Source organism: Streptomyces sp. NPDC107521 (assembly GCF_055598485.1).
Genome location: NZ_JBVKAT010000003.1, coordinates 154,536 through 171,976, shown reverse-complemented (window position 1 = coordinate 171,976; position 17,441 = coordinate 154,536). Strand labels below are relative to the sequence as shown.

Below are 17,441 nucleotides of genomic sequence, written 5' to 3'. Positions count from 1 at the left end.
CGGGTGCGCCAGGGGGGCGGTTCGGCCCGCGAGGGGGACGGGCCCTCCTAGCCGGTCAGGCCCAGTTCGCGGGCGATCAGCATGCGCTGGACCTCGCTGGTGCCCTCGCCGATCTCCAGGATCTTGGAGTCCCGCCACATGCGGGCGACCGGGTACTCGTTCATGAAGCCGTACCCGCCGTGGACCTGAGTGGCGTCCCGGGCGTTGTCCACCGCGACCGTCGAGGAGTACAGCTTCGCCAGGGCCGCCTCCTTCTTGAACGGCTCGCCCGCCACCAGCCGGGAGGCCGCGTCCCGCCAGGCCAGGCGGGACGTGTGGGCCTTCATCTCCATGTCCGCGATCTTGAACTGGATGGCCTGGTTGGCGCCGATCGGCCGCCCGAAGGCGTGACGCTCCTTCGCGTAGCGGACCGACTCGTCCACACATCCCTGCGCCAGCCCCGTGGCCAGCGCGGCGATGGCGATGCGGCCCTCGTCCAGGATGCGGAGGAACTGGGCGTAGCCCCGCCCCGTCTCGCCCACCAGGTTGGCCGCCGGGACCCGCACGTCGGCGAAGGACAGCTCCCGGGTGTCCGAGGCGTTCCAGCCGACCTTGGAGTACGGCGCCGCCACCGTGAAGCCCGGGGTGCCGGACGGCACCAGGATGGCGGAGATCAGCGGCCGCCCGTCGGGCTTGCGGCCGGTCACCGCCGTGACCGTCACCAGACCGGTGATGTCCGTGCCCGAGTTGGTGATGAAGCACTTGGTGCCGTTGATCACCCACTCGCCCGACGCCTCGTCCAGCCGGGCCGTCGTCCGGGTCGCGCCCGCGTCCGAACCGCCGTCCGGCTCGGTCAGGCCGAACGCGCCCAGGACCTCGCCGGAGCACAGCCGCGGCAGCCACTCCCGCTTCTGCTCCTCGGTGCCGAACAGGTACAGCGGCATCGCGCCCAGTGAGACCCCCGCCTCCAGGGTGATCGCCACCGACGAGTCGACCCGGGCCAGCTCCTCCAGGGCGATGCCGAGCGCCAGGTAGTCCCCGCCCATGCCGCCGTACTCCTCCGGGAACGGCAGCCCGAACAGCCCCATCCGGCCCATCTCGCGCACGATCTCGTACGGGAACTCGTGCCGCTCGTAGTAGTCACCGATCTTGGGCGCCACCACGTCGTGGGCGAACTCCTCCACCGTGCGGCGGAGTTCCTCCAGTTCGGGGGAGAGCTTGTGGTCCATGTCGTCACTGCTCCTTGTGGGAGTCGGCGCGGGCGAGGGCGCGAACGGTGCGGGACGGGCTCGGCCGTCCCAGGTGGGCGGCCATCCAGACGCTCGTGGCGACCAGACGGCCGAGGTCCACCCCGGTGTCGATGCCGAGGCCGCGCAGCATCCACACGAGGTCCTCGGTGGCGAGATTGCCGGTGGCGGACTTGGCGTAGGGGCAGCCGCCGAGGCCGCCCGCGGAGGCGTCGACGGTGGTGACGCCGTGCCGCAGCGCGGTCAGGGTGTTGGACAGCGCCTGCCCGTAGGTGTCGTGGAAGTGGACGGCGGTCCGCTCCACCGGGACCCCGGCCCCGGCGAGCGCCGTCAGCAGCGCGGAGACATGGCCCGGGGTGGCCACGCCGATGGTGTCGCCGAGGCTCAGCTCGTCGCACCCCATGTCCAGCAGGGCCCGGCACACCGTCACCACCTGCCCGACGGGGACGGGACCCTCCCAGGGGTCGCCGAAGCACATCGACAGATAGCCCCGGACATGGCCGCCGGCGTCCCTGGCGCGCGCCACCACCGGCGCGAACATGGCCAGCGCCTCGTCCACGGTGCGGTTGAGGTTGGCCTTGGCGAAGGACTCCGTGGCGCTGGCGAACACCGCGACCCGGCGGGCACCGAGCGCCAGGGCCCGGTCCAGGCCCCGCTCGTTGGGCACCAGCACCGGCAGCTCGACGGGCAGCTCCGCGATCTCGGGGAAGAGCTGCTCCGCGTCGGCGAGCTGGGGCACCCAGCGGGGGTGCACGAAGCTGGTCGCCTCCACGGTCGTCAGCCCCGTCGCCGCCAGGCGGCGGACGAACTCCGCCTTCACCGCCGTCGGCACCACCGCCTTCTCGTTCTGCAGGCCGTCGCGGGCGCCGACCTCGTGGATGCGGACGCGGGAGGGCAGGCCCTCGGCCGGCACGGCCATGGGCAGGCCAAGCCCGGGGGCGTTCACGCCGTCTCCTTCTCGGGGGTGCCGGGGGACGCCGCCTCCGGCGCCGGTGCCGCCTGCGCCACCGGTACGGCCCGTGCCGCCGGGTCCGCCTGCGCCGCCGGGCCCGCCGGGCCGTCGTCCGGGGCGGCCGCGGCCACCGGGGCGACGACCGCCAGCACCTGGTCCATCGCCACCGTCGTGCCCGGCGCCACGTCCAGCTCCGCGACCGTCCCGGCGTGCGGCGCGGAGATCACGTGCTCCATCTTCATCGCCTCCACCACCAGCAGGCTCTGCCCCGCCGCGACCTCGTCGCCGACGGCGACCTTCACCACCGTCACCGTGCCCGGCATCGGCGCGGTCAGCGAGTCGGCGCCCGCGTGGGCGGCCCGGCCGAGCGACGCGGCGACCGGATCGTGGTCGCGCACCTCCCAGGAGTCGCCGTCCCGGGCGAGCCAGGTGCCGTCCGGCAGCGCCGCGAAGGTGTGGGCCACGCCGTCGAGCCGGAAGACGTACTCGCCGCCGCCGGGCAGCGGGGTGATCTCCGACGCGCTCAGCGGCTCCGGCGCGCCGTCGGGCAGCACCTCCAGGCCCCCGTCCCGGGTCCGGCGCACCCGCACGGTGACCGGGTCGCGGCCCGGCACCCGCAGCGGGTGCGCCGTCCACGCCGGCTCCGCGCCCAGCCGCCAGCCGTCCCCGGCGGCGAACGGATCGGCCCAGCCGCCCGCCTCCCCGGCGCCCGCCGCCGCCCGCCGGCGCAGCAGGGCCGCCGCCGCGTACACCTCCTCGGGGACCCCGTCCGGCACCAGCGCGTCCACGTCCCGCTCGACGAGCCCCGTGTCCAGCTCGCCCGCCACCACCGCCGGATGGGCGAGCAGCCGCCGCAGGAACCCGGCGTTGGTCGGCACGCCCAGCGTCACCGTGTGCGCCAGCGCCGCCCGCAGCCTGCGCAGCGCGGTCGCCCGGTCGGGGCCGTGGGCGATCACCTTGGACAGCATCGGGTCGTAGAGGCTGCCGACCTCGGTGCCCTCGCTCAGTCCCGAGTCGGTGCGCACCCCCTCGCCCCGCGGCTCGCTCAGCCGCAGCACCGTGCCGCCGGACGGCAGGAAGCCGCGGGCGCCCTCGCGCACCGACACCGTCTCCGCGCACAGCCGCGCCTCGACCGCGTGCCCGGTCAGCCGGACGTCCTCCTGGGCGAACCCGAGCGGCTCGCCCGCCGCCACCCGGAGCTGCCACTCCACCAGGTCCAGGCCCGTGACCAGCTCCGTCACCGGGTGCTCGACCTGGAGGCGGGTGTTCATCTCCATGAAGTAGTACCGGGACGGGTCGCCGCCCGGCACGATGAACTCCACCGTGCCCGCGCCCCGGTAGCCGCAGGAGCGGGCCGCCTGCACCGCCGCCCCGCCCATCGCCTCCCGGGTCGCCGGGTCCAGGAGCACGCTGGGCGCCTCCTCGACGAGCTTCTGGTGCCGGCGCTGGAGCGAGCACTCGCGCTCGCCCAGGTGCACCACCCCGCCGTGGCCGTCCGCGAGGACCTGGATCTCGATGTGCCGGGGCCGGTCGATCCACCGCTCGACGAGCAGCGTGTCGTCGCCGAAGGAGGCGCGGGCCTCGCGGCGGGCCGCGGCGATCTCGTCGCCGAGCGCGGCGGCGTCCCGCACCAGCCGCATGCCCTTGCCGCCGCCGCCCGCCGACGGCTTCAGCAGCACCGGCATCCCGATCTCCCGGGCCGCGTCCGCCAGTTCGGCGTCGCTCAGGCCGCTGCCGCTGGAGCCGGGCACCACCGGCACCCCGGCCGCCCGCACCGTCTCCTTGGCCCGGATCTTGTCGCCCATCAGGGCGATGGCCGCGGCCGGCGGGCCGATGAAGGCGAGCCCCGCCTCCTCGCAGGCCCGCGCGAAGTCCGCGTTCTCCGCCAGGAAGCCGTACCCCGGGTGCACGGCCCGCGCCCCGGTCCGGGCGGCGGCCTCCAGCAGCCGGTCGGCGCGCAGATAGCTCTCCGCCGCCGCGGGCGGGCCGATCCGCACCGCGGTGTCGGCCTCCCGCACATGCCGGGCGTCCGCGTCGGCGTCGGAGAAGACCGCCACCGAGCGCACGCCCATCGCGCGCAGCGTCCTGATCACACGCACGGCGATCTCGCCGCGGTTGGCGACGAGCACCGTGTCGAACATCGGACCGCTCGGGTGTCCCATGGGTCCCCTCCTCACATCCGGAAGACGCCGAACTGGGGGTCGCCCAGCGGCGCGTTGGCACAGGCGGTCAGGGCCAGGCCCAGCACCCGGCGGGTGTCGGCGGGCTCGATGATCCCGTCGTCCCACAGCCGGGCGGTCGCGTAGTAGGCGCTGCCCTGGCGCTCGTACTGGGCGCGGACCGGCGCCCTGAACGCCTCCTCCGCCTCCGCGGGCCACTCCTCGCCCCGGCCCTCCAACTGGTCCCGCTTCACCGTGGCCAGCACGGACGCCGCCTGCTCGCCGCCCATCACGGAGATCTTGGCGTTGGGCCACATCCACAGGAACCGGGGCGAGTACGCCCGCCCGCACATCGAGTAGTTGCCCGCCCCGTACGACCCGCCGACCACCACCGTCAGCTTCGGCACCCGGGTGCAGGCCACCGCCGTCACCATCTTGGCGCCGTGCTTGGCGATGCCGCCCGCCTCGTAGTCCCGGCCCACCATGAAGCCCGAGATGTTCTGCAGGAACACCAGCGGGATGCCGCGCTGGTCGCACAGCTCCACGAAGTGCGCGCCCTTCTGGGCCGACTCGGAGAACAGGATGCCGTTGTTGGCGACGATGCCGACCGGATGGCCGTGGATCCGGGCGAAACCGGTGACGAGGGTCTGCCCGAACTCCGCCTTGAACTCCGCGAACCGCGAGCCGTCCACCACCCGCGCGATGACCTCCCGCACGTCGTAGGGGGTGCGCGAGTCCACCGGCACCACCCCGTACAGCCCCTGCGGGTCGGCCTTCGGCGGGGCGGCGGGCCGCACCTCCCAGGGCAGCGCCCCGCGCGCGGGCAGCGTGCCCACGATGTTCCGCACGATGCGCAGGGCGTGCGCGTCGTCCTCCGCGAGGTGGTCGGTGACGCCCGAGACCCGGGAGTGCACCTCGCCGCCGCCCAGCTCCTCGGCCGTCACCACCTCGCCGGTGGCCGCCTTCACCAGCGGCGGACCGCCCAGGAAGATCGTCCCCTGGCCGCGGACGATCACCGCCTCGTCGCTCATCGCCGGGACGTACGCGCCGCCCGCCGTGCAGGAGCCGAGGACCGCGGCGATCTGCGCGATCCCGGCGCCCGACATCCGGGCCTGGTTGTAGAAGATCCGCCCGAAGTGCTCCCGGTCCGGGAACACCTCGTCCTGCATCGGCAGGAACGCGCCCCCGGAGTCCACCAGGTAGAGGCACGGCAGCCGGTTCTCCAGCGCCACCTCCTGGGCCCGCAGGTGCTTCTTCACCGTCATCGGGTAGTAGGTGCCGCCCTTGACCGTGGCGTCGTTGGCGACGATCACGCACTCACGGCCGCCGACCCGCCCGATCCCGGCGATCACCCCCGCCGCCGGCGCCTGCCCGTCGTACAGCCCGTCGGCCGCGAGCGGCGCCAGCTCCAGGAAGGGCGAGCCCGGGTCGAGCAGGGTGTCGACGCGGTCGCGCGGCAGCAGCTTGCCGCGCGCGGTGTGCCGGGCCCGCGCCCGCTCCCCGCCGCCGAGCCGGGCCGTCGCGAGCCTGGCGCGCAGCTCCTCCACGAGGACGCGGTGCGCCTCCTCGTTGGCCCGAAAGGCCTCCGACGCGGGATCGGCCGCGCTCGTGAGCTCCGGTGCCTCGTGCATCCTGCGGTCCCCTCACCCAGTGGTCACCCGTTAATGAGCGTTAACCCCTTTCCCCCAGGTTAACGAGCGCTAACCTCCCTGTCTAGAATCGGACCCATGGCCACCAGAACCGACGCCCCGACCCGCCGCGAGCAGATCCTCAAGGAGGCCGCGCGGCTCTTCGCCGAGCGCGGGTTCCACGGGGTCGGGGTGGACGAGATAGGCGCCGCGGTCGGCATCAGCGGCCCCGGCCTGTACCGCCACTTCCCCGGCAAGGACGCGATGCTCGCCGAACTGCTGGTCGGCATCAGCGGTCAGCTCCTCACCGGCGCGAAGCGGCGCCTGGCCGAGGCCGAGGGGGCGGCCGGCTCCGGCCCGGGCGCCGGCGCCCGGCCGGGACCCGGGGAGGTCCTCGACTCGCTGATCGAGGGGCACATCGACTTCGCGCTCGACGACCGTCCGCTCATCACCCTGCACGACCGGGAGCTGGACCGCCTCCGGGACACCGACCGCAAGCTGGTGCGCCAGCTCCAGCGGCAGTACGTGGAGCTGTGGGTGGGGGTGGTCCGCGAGGTCTACCCGGAGGTCGCCGAGCCGTCCGCCCGGTCCGCCGTCCACTCCGTCTTCGGCCTGCTGAACTCCACCCCGCACCTGGGCGGCTCCGGGTCCCTGCCGGGGCGCGAGGCGACGGCGGCGCTGCTGCACCGGATGGCGCGGGGGGCGTTCGCGGCGGTGGCCGGGGACTGAGCCCGCGTCCGGCGTCCCCGCGTCCGGTTCTCGCGCCCGGTTCCTGCGCCCGGTTCCTGCGCCCGGTTCCCGCGCCGGGGTCCCACGCCGGGCGTCCCCGGTCCGGCGTCCCGCGTCCGGGGTTCCGGGTCCCGCGTCCGGCGTCCGGCGTCCGCCGGGGGGAGGGTGTCGTCGCGCCCCGTCCGCCCTGGACCTTTGGTGCTACCCGCCGGTACCGTGGGGTCTGAGCAAGCGCTTAGACACGTACCCGGGAGGTGGCGCCGTGCGCCGTACGGTGTTCAACGAGGACCACGAGGCGTTCCGGGAGACCCTCCGCGCCTTCATCGAGGCCGAGGTCGTCCCCGTCCACGACGCGTGGTTCGCCGCCGGCCAGGTCCCCCGCGAGTTCTACCGCCGGCTCGCCGGACTCGGCCTCTTCGGCATCAACGTGCCCGAGGAGTACGGCGGCGCCGGACTCGACTCCCACACCTTCGAGGCCGTCCAGTACGAGGAGACCGCCCGCGCGGGCGTCTCCTTCGGCGGCTCCGGCGTCCATGTGCTGCTCGGCCTGCCCTACCTCAAGTCCCTCGCCACCGACGAGCAGAAGCGGCGCTTCCTGCCCCGGTTCGTCACCGGCGAGGAGATGTGGGCCATCGCGATGACCGAGCCCGGCACCGGCTCCGACCTCGCCGGCATGAAGTCCACCGCCCGGCTCTCCGAGGACGGCACCCACTACGTCCTCAACGGCGCCAAGACCTTCATCACCGGCGGCGTCCACGCCGACCGGGTCATCGTCTGCGCCCGCACCGCCGCCCCCACCTCCCAGGACCGCCGCCACGGCATCTCCCTGCTCGCCGTGGACACCCGCTCCGAGGGCTACTCCGTCGGCCGCAAGCTCGACAAGCTGGGCCTGCGCACCTCCGACACCGCGGAACTGGCCTTCACCGACGTCAAGGTCCCCGTGGAGGACCTCCTCGGGGAGGAGAACCGGGGCTTCCACTACCTCGGCGCCAACCTCCCCTCCGAGCGCTGGGGCATCGCCTTCAACGCCTACGCCCAGGCCGCCGCCGCCGTCCGGTTCACCCAGGAGTACGTGCGGGAGCGCACCGTCTTCGGCCGGACCGTCGCCGACTTCCAGAACACCAAGTTCGAGCTCGCCGCCTGCAAGGCCGAGGTCGACGCCGCCCAGGCCGTCGCCGACCGGGCCCTGGAGGCCCTCGACGCCGGGGAACTGACCGCCGCCGAGGCCGCCGGGGCCAAGCTGTTCTGCACCGAGGTCGCCCACCGCGTCATCGACCGCTGCCTCCAGCTCCACGGCGGCTACGGCTACATGAACGAGTACCCCATCGCCCGTCTGTACGCCGACAACCGCGTCAACCGCATCTACGGCGGCACCAGCGAGGTCATGAAGATGATCATCGCCAAGGACATGGGGCTGTGACCGGCGGGGCGTGAGCGCCCACCCCGGCGGCTTCCCCGCCCGGGCGCCGTCCCGGACGGGGGAGCCCGCCCCGGGCCCCCGGCCGAACAGGCGCCGGCCGGCGCGGTCCGTCTCCGGGCGGGCGCCCCCCGCGGACCTCGGGAACACTGGGCGGCATGACCGAACCAGCGGCCGCGGCCGGGGACGGCGGGAGCGCCTCCGGCCGCGGGGACGGCGAGAGCGTCCGCACCGTGCTCGTCGCCGCCGCCGCCAACCTGGGCGTCGCCGCGGCCAAGGCCGTCGCCGGAGCCGTCGGCGGGTCCAGCGCCATGCTCGCCGAGGCCGCCCACTCGGTCGCCGACACCGTCACCGAGGTCCTCCTGCTGGCCTCCCTGCGGCGCGGCACCCGCCCGCCCGACGAGGAGCACCCCCTCGGCCACGGCCCCGAACGCTACGTCTGGGCCCTGCTCGCCGCCGTCGCCACCTTCGTCGGCGGCGCCGTCTTCGCCCTCTACGACGGGATCCACGCCCTCACCCACCGCCGGACCCCCGGCGACCCCCTCGCCTCCTACCTCGTCCTCGCCGCCGCCCTCCTCCTGGAGGGGCTCTCGCTGCGCACCGGGCTCCGGCAGGCGCGCGGCGAGGCCCGCCGCCACCGGCTGCCCGTCCGCGGCTATCTGCGGCGCACCCCCGACACCGCCGTCAAGGCCGTCGTCCTGGAGGACTCCGCCGCCCTCGCCGGACTGCTCCTCGCCGCCGGCGGCCTGCTCGGCGGGCAGCTCACCGGCTCCGGCACCTGGGACGGCGTCGCCTCCCTCTGCATCGGCGCCCTGCTCCTGCGCGTCGCCTGGGTGCTCGGCCGGTCCAACGCCGGGTTCCTCATCGGCCGCGCCCTGCCGCGCCCCGTACGGGACCGTGTCCGGGCCCTGCTGACCGCCACGGAGCACATCGAGGCCGTACTCGAACTCACCACGCTGGTGCAGGGCCCCCGGGAGGCGCTCGTCGCCGCCAAGGTCGACTTCCGCGACGCCTCCACCGCCGCCCAGATCGAATGGGCCTGCGAACGGGCGGAGCAGCGGCTGCGCGAGGAGTTCCCCTTCGTGCGCCGGGTCTACCTCGACCCGACGCCCGGCTTCGCGCAGCGCCGCTCGGAGGGGCTCAACCCCTGGCCCTGACCGGCCCGGGACTACGCCCCGAGCCCCGCCTCCGTCAGCAGGAACGCCGTCATCGGGTCGTAGTGGCGGGGGCTCACCACGTGGTCGTCCAGCGGCACCGCCACCTGGAGGGTGCCCTCCGACTCGGCCACGAACAGCGCCGGGTCGTTGCAGTCCGCGTAGCCGACGGAGTCGACGCCGTGCTGGGCCGCGTACCCGGCCCAGCCGTGGTCGGCGACCACCAGGTCCGGCAGCGGGCGCCCGGCCCGCTCAAGCCCCGTCAGCACGGCCTTCATCGGGCCGCCGGAGTGGGTGTGCCACAGCGAGGCGCCGTGCTCCAGCACCGCCACGTCCGCGAACTGCTGCACGTATCCCTCCTCCGTCGTCAGCCCCTCCGGGATCACCACGATCTCGCAGCCGGCCGCCCGCAGCGCCGCCGCCGTCGCCCGGTGCACGTCCAGCAGCCCGCCCGGGTGCCCGGTGGCGAACAGCACCCGCTGCCCGCCGTCCGCCGCCTTGCGCAGCCGCGCCGCCATCCGCTCCAGGGCGGCCACGGTCAGCTCCGGGTCGATGGTGTCCTGCCCGTACCGGTACTCCGGGTCGTCGTTGACACCGACCCGCTCCGCCATCACGGCGAGCACGTCCTGCTCGTCGCTCCAGCGCCCGCCCAGCTCCAGGCCGAACCAGAAGTTGCGGTCGCCGTTCGCCAGCCTGCGGTAATGGTCGAGGTTGTTCTCGCGGGGAGTGGCGACGTCGCCCGCGATACGTGTTCTGACGAGGTGCTCGGTGAGTTCGGCGCGGCTGGGTGTCCCGGGTATCGGCATGGCTCCATTGTGGGGCAGCGGGCCGCGCGAGTCCCGGGCATGCCACAGGCCGTGACGGGCGCCCGCCCGGCCCGGCGCCCCGCTCACCGCCGGCGCAGCGCGAACCACAGCTCCGTACGGACGTCCATGTCGTCCAGGTCCGCGCCGAGCAGCACCGCGCAGCGGGCCACGCGCTGCCGCACGGTGTTGCGGTGCACGGACAGGGCCACGGCCGTGCGGTCCCAGCTCCCGTGCAGCGACAGCCAGGCGCGCAGCGTCTCCACCAGCGTGGGGAACGCCTCCAGCGGGGCGAGCAGCGCGCGGGCGTACGCCTCCGCCTCGTCGTCCGGGACCAGCCCGGCCAGACCGGTCCGCCCGGTGTGCCGCACCACCGCCGTCCGCCCGGCCCTCGCCCGTGCCAGTGCCCGCCCGGCCTGCACGTCGCCCGCCGCCCAGTCCCGCGCCGCCACGGGCGCGCTGACGCCCAGCGTCCAGCCCGGCTGGGCGGACGGCCCCTCGGGAGCACCGTGAGCGGCGGCCGTGCCGGTGGTGCCGGTGGTGCCGGAGGGCGCGGGCGGCGTGCCGGGCGGCGGGGTGGTGCCGGAGGGGGCGGAGGTGCCGGACGGCGCGGAGGGGGCGGTGGTGCCGGAGGCCGCGGTGGTGCCGGACGGGTCGGGCTCCACGGTGTCCCCGGTGCCCCGGGCGGCGGCCGTGCCCTGCCGTCCGGACCCGCGGGCCGGGACCAGCAGCCGTACGACCTCACCGGCCCGGTCCACCAGCGACGTCCCCAGGGCGGCCCCCAGCGCCGCCGCCGGCACCGGGCCCGCGTCCCCCGCGTCGGAACGGGCGTGCACCACGTACCAGTCCCCGTCCGCCCCGCCGTCGAGCAGCGGCGCCACCTCCTCGGGCCGCGCCCCCAGCAGCAGCCGCACCAGCGCCGACGACGAGGCCCCGCCCGCCCCGCCGAACCGCTCGCCCGCCGGTCCGGTCAGCAGGGAGAGCAGGACGGCGGCGACCGAGGCGAGCGCGTGGTCCCCCGGCTCCCGCCGCGGAGCCGCCACGGACCCCGCCCCCCGCCCCGGCACCACGACCCCGAGCACGCCCCCCTGCCCCGCGCCGAGCCCGTACGCGGCGAGCCGCGCGCCCGCCGCCCCGTCGGCCGCGGTCGACACCGCCCCGTCGGCCACCCGCCGCACCAGCGCCGCCAGCGCGCGCCCCACGGCGTCCCCGCCGTCCCCGCCGTCCCCGTTTGCCCCGCCGCCTCCGTCCGCTCCGCCGTCCCGGGCCCCTTCGGACGCCGGGACGGAAGCCTCCGGGGGCCCGGACCGCCCGGCGGTCCGGCCCGCCGCGTCCCCCGTCCCGGACGTTTCCTCCGTCTCCGTCTCCGTCTCGTCCGCCGCCCGCCCGGGCCGCCGGGCGCCGCCCGCGCCGCCCGCCCCGGCCTCCGGACCCGGGCCGCGCCCCGCCGAGGCCAGCGGCACGCCGTCCGGGGAGTACAGGACGGTCCGGCCGTCCAGGAGCGACGCGAGACGCCGCAGTACCGCGGACACCGGATCCGGCCGCGACGCCGCGGCGGCCAGGCTCCGCTGCGCCTCCGCGACCCGGCGCACCTCCGCCAGCCCGGCCCGGGTCATCAGCCGTCCCACCGCGCGCGCCACCCCCGAGAACGTCGTCCCCGGCGGCACCTCCACCAGCGGCAGCCCCCGCTCCGCACAGGCCGCCACCAGCGCCTCCGGCACCCCGTCGTGCACCGGGGTCACCCCGAAGCCGAGCGCCGCCCCGCCCGCCGCGACCACCCGGGCCACGTACCGCGCGCAGGACGCCCCCGCGTCCCCCGCCGACGGCACCCAGGCACCGGCCGTCAGCAGCAGCTCCCCGCCCAGCAGGTACGGGCCGGGGTCGGCCATCTCGGAGGCGTGCGCCCCGTGCAGCGCCACCCCCGCGGCCGGCGGCCCGGCGAGCCGCCGCAGCCCCAGCTCGTCACGGGCCAGCAGGTCCGCCAGGGACACCGGGGAGGCGGGAGGACCCTGCGGCCCGGCCGATGCCGACATGATGGATGATTCCTCCCGTACGCTGGTGAATGGTGGAGGAAACATACATTTCGCGGCCCCCGCCCGGCCGCCTAGGGTCGGTCCGGAACCGCCGTTGCGGCCACCGCCGAGGCCGCACGGCAGCAGGACACACACGGCGAAGCGTCAGAAGGAAGGCAGCGCATGACCCCCCACGAGACCCCCCGCGGCCCCGTCGACTCCTCCCGCGTCCCGCGCTACGCCGGCCCCGCCACCTTCGCCCGGCTGCCCCGCCTGGACGAGGTCGGCACCGCCGACATCGCCGTCGTGGGCGTCCCCTTCGACTCCGGCGTCTCCTACCGGCCCGGCGCCCGCTTCGGCGGCAACGCCGTCCGCGAGGCCTCCCGCCTCCTGCGCCCCTACAACCCGGCCCAGGACGCCTCCCCCTTCGCCCTCGCCCAGGTCGCGGACGGCGGCGACATCGCCGTCAACCCCTTCGACATCCACGAGGCCGTCGAGACCGTCGAGGCCGCCGCCGACGACCTCCTCGGCACCGGCGCCCGCCTGATGACCCTCGGCGGCGACCACACCATCGCCCTGCCGCTGCTGCGCTCCGTCGCCAGGAAGCACGGCCCCGTCGCCCTGCTCCACTTCGACGCCCACCTCGACACCTGGGACACCTACTTCGGCGCCGAGTACACCCACGGCACGCCCTTCCGCCGCGCGGTCGAGGAGGGCATCCTCGACACCTCCGCCCTCTCCCACGTCGGCACCCGCGGTCCCCTCTACGGCAAGCAGGACCTCACCGACGACGAGAAGATGGGCTTCGGCATCGTCACCTCCGCCGACGTCTACCGGCGCGGCGCCGACGAGGTCGCCGACCAGCTCCGCCAGCGCGTCGGCGACCGCCCCCTCTACATCTCCATCGACATCGACTGCCTCGACCCCGCCCACGCCCCCGGCACCGGCACCCCCGAGGCGGGCGGCATGACCTCCCGCGAACTGCTGGAGATCCTGCGCGGACTCTCCTCCTGCAACGTGGTCTCCGCCGACATCGTCGAGGTGGCCCCCGCCTACGACCACGCCGAGATCACCGCGGTGGCCGCCTCCCACACCGCCTACGAACTGACCACCCTCATGTCCCGCCGCGTCGCCCTGGAGAAGAGCGCGCGGTGACCCACCACCACGACCGGGTCCCGCGCCCCACCGCCGCCCGGACCGGGGCCGCGCCCGCCCCGCCCCCCGGCCGCACCGGCGCGGACCTCGTCGTGGAGACCCTGGCCGCGCTCGGCGCCACCACCGTCTTCGGCGCGCCCGGCCGCGACGAGCCGGCCACGGCCGATGCCCTGCGCCGCTGCGGACTGCGCCTCGTCGCCCTGCGCACGGAGTACGGCGCCGGGTTCGCCGCCGGCGCCCACGGCCGTCTCACCGGCGAGGCGGCGCCCCTGCTGCTCCCCGCCGGGCCCGGCGCGCTGATGTCCCTCCCCGCGCTCCAGGAGGCCGCGGCGGCCTCGGCGCCGGTGCTCGCGATCAGCGTCCGGACCCCCTCCGGCGCGGGCGGCGGACACCACGGTGTGCCGCGCACCCCGCCCGGCGGGGACACCTCCTTCCACGGCGTCGTGAAGTCCGTCCACACCGTCCGCGCCGCCTCCCAGATCCCGTCCGCCGTCACCGACGCCTGGCGCTCCGCGCTCACCGCCCCGCACGGCCCCGTCCGGGTGGAGATCCCGCCGGACGTCCTGCTCGCCCCGACGACCCTGCCCGTGATGACGGCGGCCGACGCGACCCCCGGCGAACTGCCCCCGCGCGGGGAACTCGTCGCGGCCGCCGCCCACCTGCTCACCCACGCCGCCCGCCCCGCGATCATCGCCGGGGGCGGCGTCCTGCGGGCCGACGCCTCCGGCAAGCTGCGGCGGCTGGCCGAGCGCCTCCGCGCCCCCGTCGTCACCACCCCGGGCGGCGCGGGCGCCTTCCCGTGGACCCACCCCCTGTCCCTGCGGTCATGGGCGGACGACCGCCCCACCGCGGAGTTCCTGGAGGACGCCGACGTCCTTCTGGTCGTCGGCTCCGGCCTCGGCGGACCCTTCCGCGGCCACCACGGGTTCACCCCGTGCGGGCGCCTCGTCCAGATCGAGGCCGACCCCGGCAAGCTGGAGTCCCACCATCCCGCCCTCGGCATCCACGCCGACGCCCGGCTCGCCCTCCAGGCCCTCCTGGAGGCCGTCGGCGAACGCGACGATCCCGCGGCCCCCGACCGTGTGCGCGCCGTGCTCGACGCGGTCCGCGTCCTCCCGGCCGCCCAGGACCCCGCCCCGGAGCGGGAGGTGCTCGCGGCCGTCCGCGACGCCCTCCCGTCCGGTGCCCCCTCCTTCTGGGACGTGACGCCGCTGACCGACCGGGCCCGCTCCGGCTTCGACCCCCGCGGCGCCGACACCCTGCACACGGCCCAGGGCGCCGGCGGCCCCGGTCACGCCCTCCCCGCCGCCCTCGGCGCCGCCGCGGCCGACCCCACCCGCCCCGTCCTGGCCGTCTCCGGCGACGACGGCGCCCTGTACTCCGTCGCCGAACTCGCCACCGCGCGCCGGTACGGCCTCGACGTCACCTGGCTCATCGTCGACGACGGTCCGGACGCCCCCCGCCCCGGGGCGGCGGACGCCCCCGGCCCCGGGGCGGCGGACGCCGGCGGACACCCGGCCGCGCCGGAACCCCCCGGCCCCGACTTCGCGGCGCTGGCGGAGTCCTTCGGCGTGCCCGCGGTGCGCACGGCACCCGAGCGCCTGGGAGCCGACCTCGCGACCGCCCTGGCGGCACCGGGCCCCTCGGTGGTCGTGCTGCCCGTCGCCCTGCGGACGCCGGTTCCCGCGCGCCGGGAGTGACCTCCCGGGCCGTGCCGGTGGCGGAGCCGCCCGGGCGGGACGCGTGGCACGGGCGGCAGCGTCCCCGCCGCTACCAGATCGCCCCCACCCACTCGGGGTGGTCGACGAACGGGTTGCGGTTGTGCTGGTAGGAGTCGTAGATGACCTGGTTGCGGCGCTTCTCGAAGGCGTCCGGCGGGTCCAGCTCGTTCCACGCCCTGAGCACGTCCAGCCGCCCCATGTACGGGTTGCTGCCGTTGCCGACCTGCCCGTTGACCTCCAGGTCGGGCCTGCCGTCGTCCCCCTCGTAGCGGACCGCCATGTAGAAGATCATGCGGGCCACGTCCCCCTTCACGGCGTCACGGGGCTCGAAGGAGTCGGCGTCGGTACGGCTGCCCCCGCCGTTCGCCACGGCGCTGCCGCCGTTGTCGAAGTCCTTGTTCCCGCGGGCGCCGTTGACCTGGACGTCCTCGGGACGCAGATGGTGCAGGTCGGTGCCCGGGCCCGTGGAGGTGCCGAAGTCGCCGTGGGACTTGGCCCACACGTGCTCGCGGTTCCAGTCCCCGCTCGCTCCGCCGTTGAGGGACTTGCTGCGCGAGACGCCCGAGTAGAGGAGGATCACGTTGCCGCTGTTGGCCGGGTCCTGGTCGGTGTCCTTGAGGGCGTTCCAGACCGCCGCGTACGACAGCTTCGTCTGGGAGCCGATGATCGTGTGGAGCGAGGACCTGAGACCGGCGCCGGTCTTTCCGATCGCGTCCTTGTAGTACGTGTCGTCGTAGGACGCCGTGGTGGTCGTCGTGGCGGCCGGTGCGGTCGGGGCGGCGGCCGTGGCGGGAGCGGTGGCCAGGGGAGTGGCGAGGAGACCGGCGAGCACGGCCGCCGTGCCGAACGCCCTGACCGGCCGGCGGTGCGAGCCCTTGACTGTGCGTATCGCGAGCATGTGGGGTGTCCGATCTACGCGAGTTGACTGCGATATCGGGATCGTGACATGGACATGCTGGCACGGTGATGTACGGACGGTGATGATTGCGTGACGACTTGGCCGATGTCCGGCGGTGCGTGCCGGACTACTCCCGGCCGGCCCAGGGGGCGAGCAGGTCGAGCGCCAGTTCCCCGAAGAGGCCGTCGAGCGCCTCCTCCCGCGCGGGGTCGCCGACGGCCCCGGGGCACAGGGCCGCGGGCCGGGCGATCCACAGCAGCTTCCACGGCCTGGAGTCCAGCCGGGGGTCGCTCCAGACACCGCCGTGCGGCGCGAGGGGGTGCAGCAGGTCGCCGATCAGCCCGGCCGCGGTCCGCAGGACGGGGCCGTCGAGCGCCGTGTGGGAGGACAGGAGCGCCGCGGGGTCGCTGCGGGCGATCGCCGCCGTCGTCGGATGGCGGCGGACCAGCCGCACGGCCTCCGTCAGATGGGAGACGATCCCCGGCACGGTGCCGTCGGAGGGGCGGGTGCGGCGCGCGGTGTCGAAGACCTGGTCGAGTTCGGCCCGGAGCGCCCGGACGTGCAGCGCGGAGGCCGACGTCCAGTTGGCGTAGAGGAACCCGCGCGAGGTCCCGGAGGCGCGGGCGACGGCCGCCAGGGACACCCGCAGGCCCTCGGCGCGCATCAGCGCGCGCACCGTACCGATCACGTGGCCGGTGCCATGGGGGTTCCGGAGGTCTCCAGGGGTCATGGGCCCATGCTGGACAAAAATGCGTGAGCAAATGGAGGCGAAATGCCCATGCGTCACTCAAATGAGCGGCTGATGAACGAATGTGCCACGAGTGTCCACCGAAAAATCACCACCCATGGGGGACCCGGCCCACGCGGACACCGCGGGGATCCCCCCGCCGTGCCCCGGACGCCGGGCACGGCTCCGAGGGGACCGGCGTCCCGGAACGGCGGCGGTGTGAGCGCCTTCCCGGCACGGGCCATCGCCACCGGCCGACTGGACCTCCTGCCCCTGCGGGTCGACCACGCCGAGGAGATGGCCGAGGTGCTGTCCGATCCGGACCTGCACACCTTCATCGGCGGCACCCCCGCCACCCCGGAGGCCCTGCGCTCGCGCTTCCGGCGCCTCACCGCGGGCTCTCCCGACCCGGACGTCTCCTGGCTGAACTGGGTGATCCGGCTCCGTGACGAGTCCTGCCTGGTGGGCACCGTCCAGGCGACGGTCACCCCCTCGGGCCACGGCTCCGCGGCGGAGATCGCCTGGGTGGTGGGGACCCCGTGGCAGGGCCGGGGCATCGCCACCGAGGCGGCCGGGGCGCTCGTCGCCCGGCTCGGCACCCGGTCCGCGCACACCGACCGGTCCGCGCACACCGACCGGCTCGTGCACACCGTCGTCGCCCACATCCACCCCGGACACCACGCCTCCGCCGCCGTCGCCACGGCCGCCGGGCTCACCCCCACCGGCGAACTGCACGACGGCGAGACACGATGGCGGCGGAGCCTCCTGCCCTGACGCCCCGGCCCCCGTCACACCGCCGCGAATTGTTACAGCGGGATGAAACGGCCGGTCGCGGGTGTTGCAGCCTTGCGGAAGAGCAG

14 protein-coding genes are annotated in these 17,441 nt (G+C 75.7%); 6 read left to right on the top strand and 8 right to left on the bottom strand.

Annotated elements, in window-relative coordinates; translation table 11 throughout:
• Positions 1-47: 47 nt before the first annotated feature.
• The 4 genes from ACZ7LB_RS06780 to ACZ7LB_RS06765 are packed head-to-tail and all read right to left on the bottom strand — an operon-like array spanning position 48 to position 5,968.
• Positions 48-1,208: an acyl-CoA dehydrogenase family protein gene (locus ACZ7LB_RS06780; RefSeq protein ID WP_471465754.1), complete on the bottom strand. Its 1,161-nt coding sequence runs from the start codon at positions 1,206-1,208 to the stop codon at positions 48-50.
• A 4-nt stretch (positions 1,209-1,212) separates the two neighbouring features.
• Complete coding sequence (locus ACZ7LB_RS06775) at positions 1,213-2,172, bottom strand: hydroxymethylglutaryl-CoA lyase (RefSeq protein ID WP_471465752.1); 960 nt, start codon at positions 2,170-2,172, stop codon at positions 1,213-1,215.
• Positions 2,169-4,319: an acetyl/propionyl/methylcrotonyl-CoA carboxylase subunit alpha gene (locus ACZ7LB_RS06770; RefSeq protein ID WP_471466059.1), complete on the bottom strand. Its 2,151-nt coding sequence runs from the start codon at positions 4,317-4,319 to the stop codon at positions 2,169-2,171. Before ACZ7LB_RS06770 ends, ACZ7LB_RS06775 begins: the two co-directional genes overlap by 4 nt.
• 32 nt (positions 4,320-4,351) lie before the next feature.
• Positions 4,352-5,968: a carboxyl transferase domain-containing protein gene (locus ACZ7LB_RS06765; protein ID WP_471465750.1), complete on the bottom strand. Its 1,617-nt coding sequence runs from the start codon at positions 5,966-5,968 to the stop codon at positions 4,352-4,354.
• A gap of 96 nt (positions 5,969-6,064) precedes the next feature.
• Between ACZ7LB_RS06765 and ACZ7LB_RS06760 the strand changes: the two genes are divergently transcribed.
• From ACZ7LB_RS06760 to ACZ7LB_RS06750, 3 genes are all read left to right on the top strand, one after another.
• On the top strand, positions 6,065-6,694 hold the full coding sequence (locus ACZ7LB_RS06760; protein ID WP_471465748.1) for an SACE_7040 family transcriptional regulator: 630 nt from the start codon (positions 6,065-6,067) through the stop codon (positions 6,692-6,694).
• A 262-nt stretch (positions 6,695-6,956) separates the two neighbouring features.
• Positions 6,957-8,114 carry an acyl-CoA dehydrogenase family protein gene (locus tag ACZ7LB_RS06755; protein WP_471465746.1) on the top strand — a complete coding sequence of 386 codons (1,158 nt, stop codon included), beginning with the start codon at positions 6,957-6,959 and terminating at the stop codon, positions 8,112-8,114.
• A 155-nt stretch (positions 8,115-8,269) separates the two neighbouring features.
• Positions 8,270-9,268: a cation diffusion facilitator family transporter gene (locus tag ACZ7LB_RS06750; protein ID WP_471465744.1), complete on the top strand. Its 999-nt coding sequence runs from the start codon at positions 8,270-8,272 to the stop codon at positions 9,266-9,268.
• An 11-nt stretch (positions 9,269-9,279) separates the two neighbouring features.
• Here the strand turns inward: ACZ7LB_RS06750 and ACZ7LB_RS06745 are convergent, their stop codons facing one another.
• Positions 9,280-10,071: a phosphatase gene (locus tag ACZ7LB_RS06745; RefSeq protein ID WP_471465743.1), complete on the bottom strand. Its 792-nt coding sequence runs from the start codon at positions 10,069-10,071 to the stop codon at positions 9,280-9,282.
• An 83-nt stretch (positions 10,072-10,154) separates the two neighbouring features.
• Entirely contained in the window at positions 10,155-12,101 is a 1,947-nt protein-coding gene (locus tag ACZ7LB_RS06740; RefSeq protein WP_471465741.1) for a helix-turn-helix domain-containing protein, read from the bottom strand.
• 162 nt (positions 12,102-12,263) lie between these two features.
• On the opposite strand from ACZ7LB_RS06740, the gene speB reads away from it, so the two are divergent.
• Both speB and ACZ7LB_RS06730 read left to right on the top strand, forming a co-directional pair.
• Entirely contained in the window at positions 12,264-13,235 is a 972-nt protein-coding gene (gene speB / locus ACZ7LB_RS06735) for an agmatinase (RefSeq protein WP_471465740.1), read from the top strand.
• Complete coding sequence (locus ACZ7LB_RS06730) at positions 13,232-14,935, top strand: thiamine pyrophosphate-binding protein (RefSeq protein WP_471465738.1); 1,704 nt, start codon at positions 13,232-13,234, stop codon at positions 14,933-14,935. The genes speB and ACZ7LB_RS06730 overlap by 4 nt, the downstream gene beginning before the upstream one ends.
• A 70-nt stretch (positions 14,936-15,005) precedes the next feature.
• On the opposite strand, the gene ACZ7LB_RS06725 is transcribed toward ACZ7LB_RS06730, so the two are convergent.
• Entirely contained in the window at positions 15,006-15,854 is an 849-nt protein-coding gene (locus tag ACZ7LB_RS06725; protein WP_471465737.1) for an endonuclease I family protein, read from the bottom strand.
• Positions 15,855-15,981: 127 nt separating this feature from the next.
• Positions 15,982-16,584 (bottom strand): hypothetical protein, encoded by a 603-nt coding sequence (locus ACZ7LB_RS06720; RefSeq protein ID WP_471465735.1) that lies wholly within the window; start codon positions 16,582-16,584, stop codon positions 15,982-15,984.
• Between the two features lie 216 nt (positions 16,585-16,800).
• On the opposite strand from ACZ7LB_RS06720, the gene ACZ7LB_RS06715 reads away from it, so the two are divergent.
• Positions 16,801-17,355 (top strand): GNAT family N-acetyltransferase, encoded by a 555-nt coding sequence (locus ACZ7LB_RS06715; RefSeq protein ID WP_471465733.1) that lies wholly within the window; start codon positions 16,801-16,803, stop codon positions 17,353-17,355.
• Positions 17,356-17,441 lie beyond the last annotated feature (86 nt).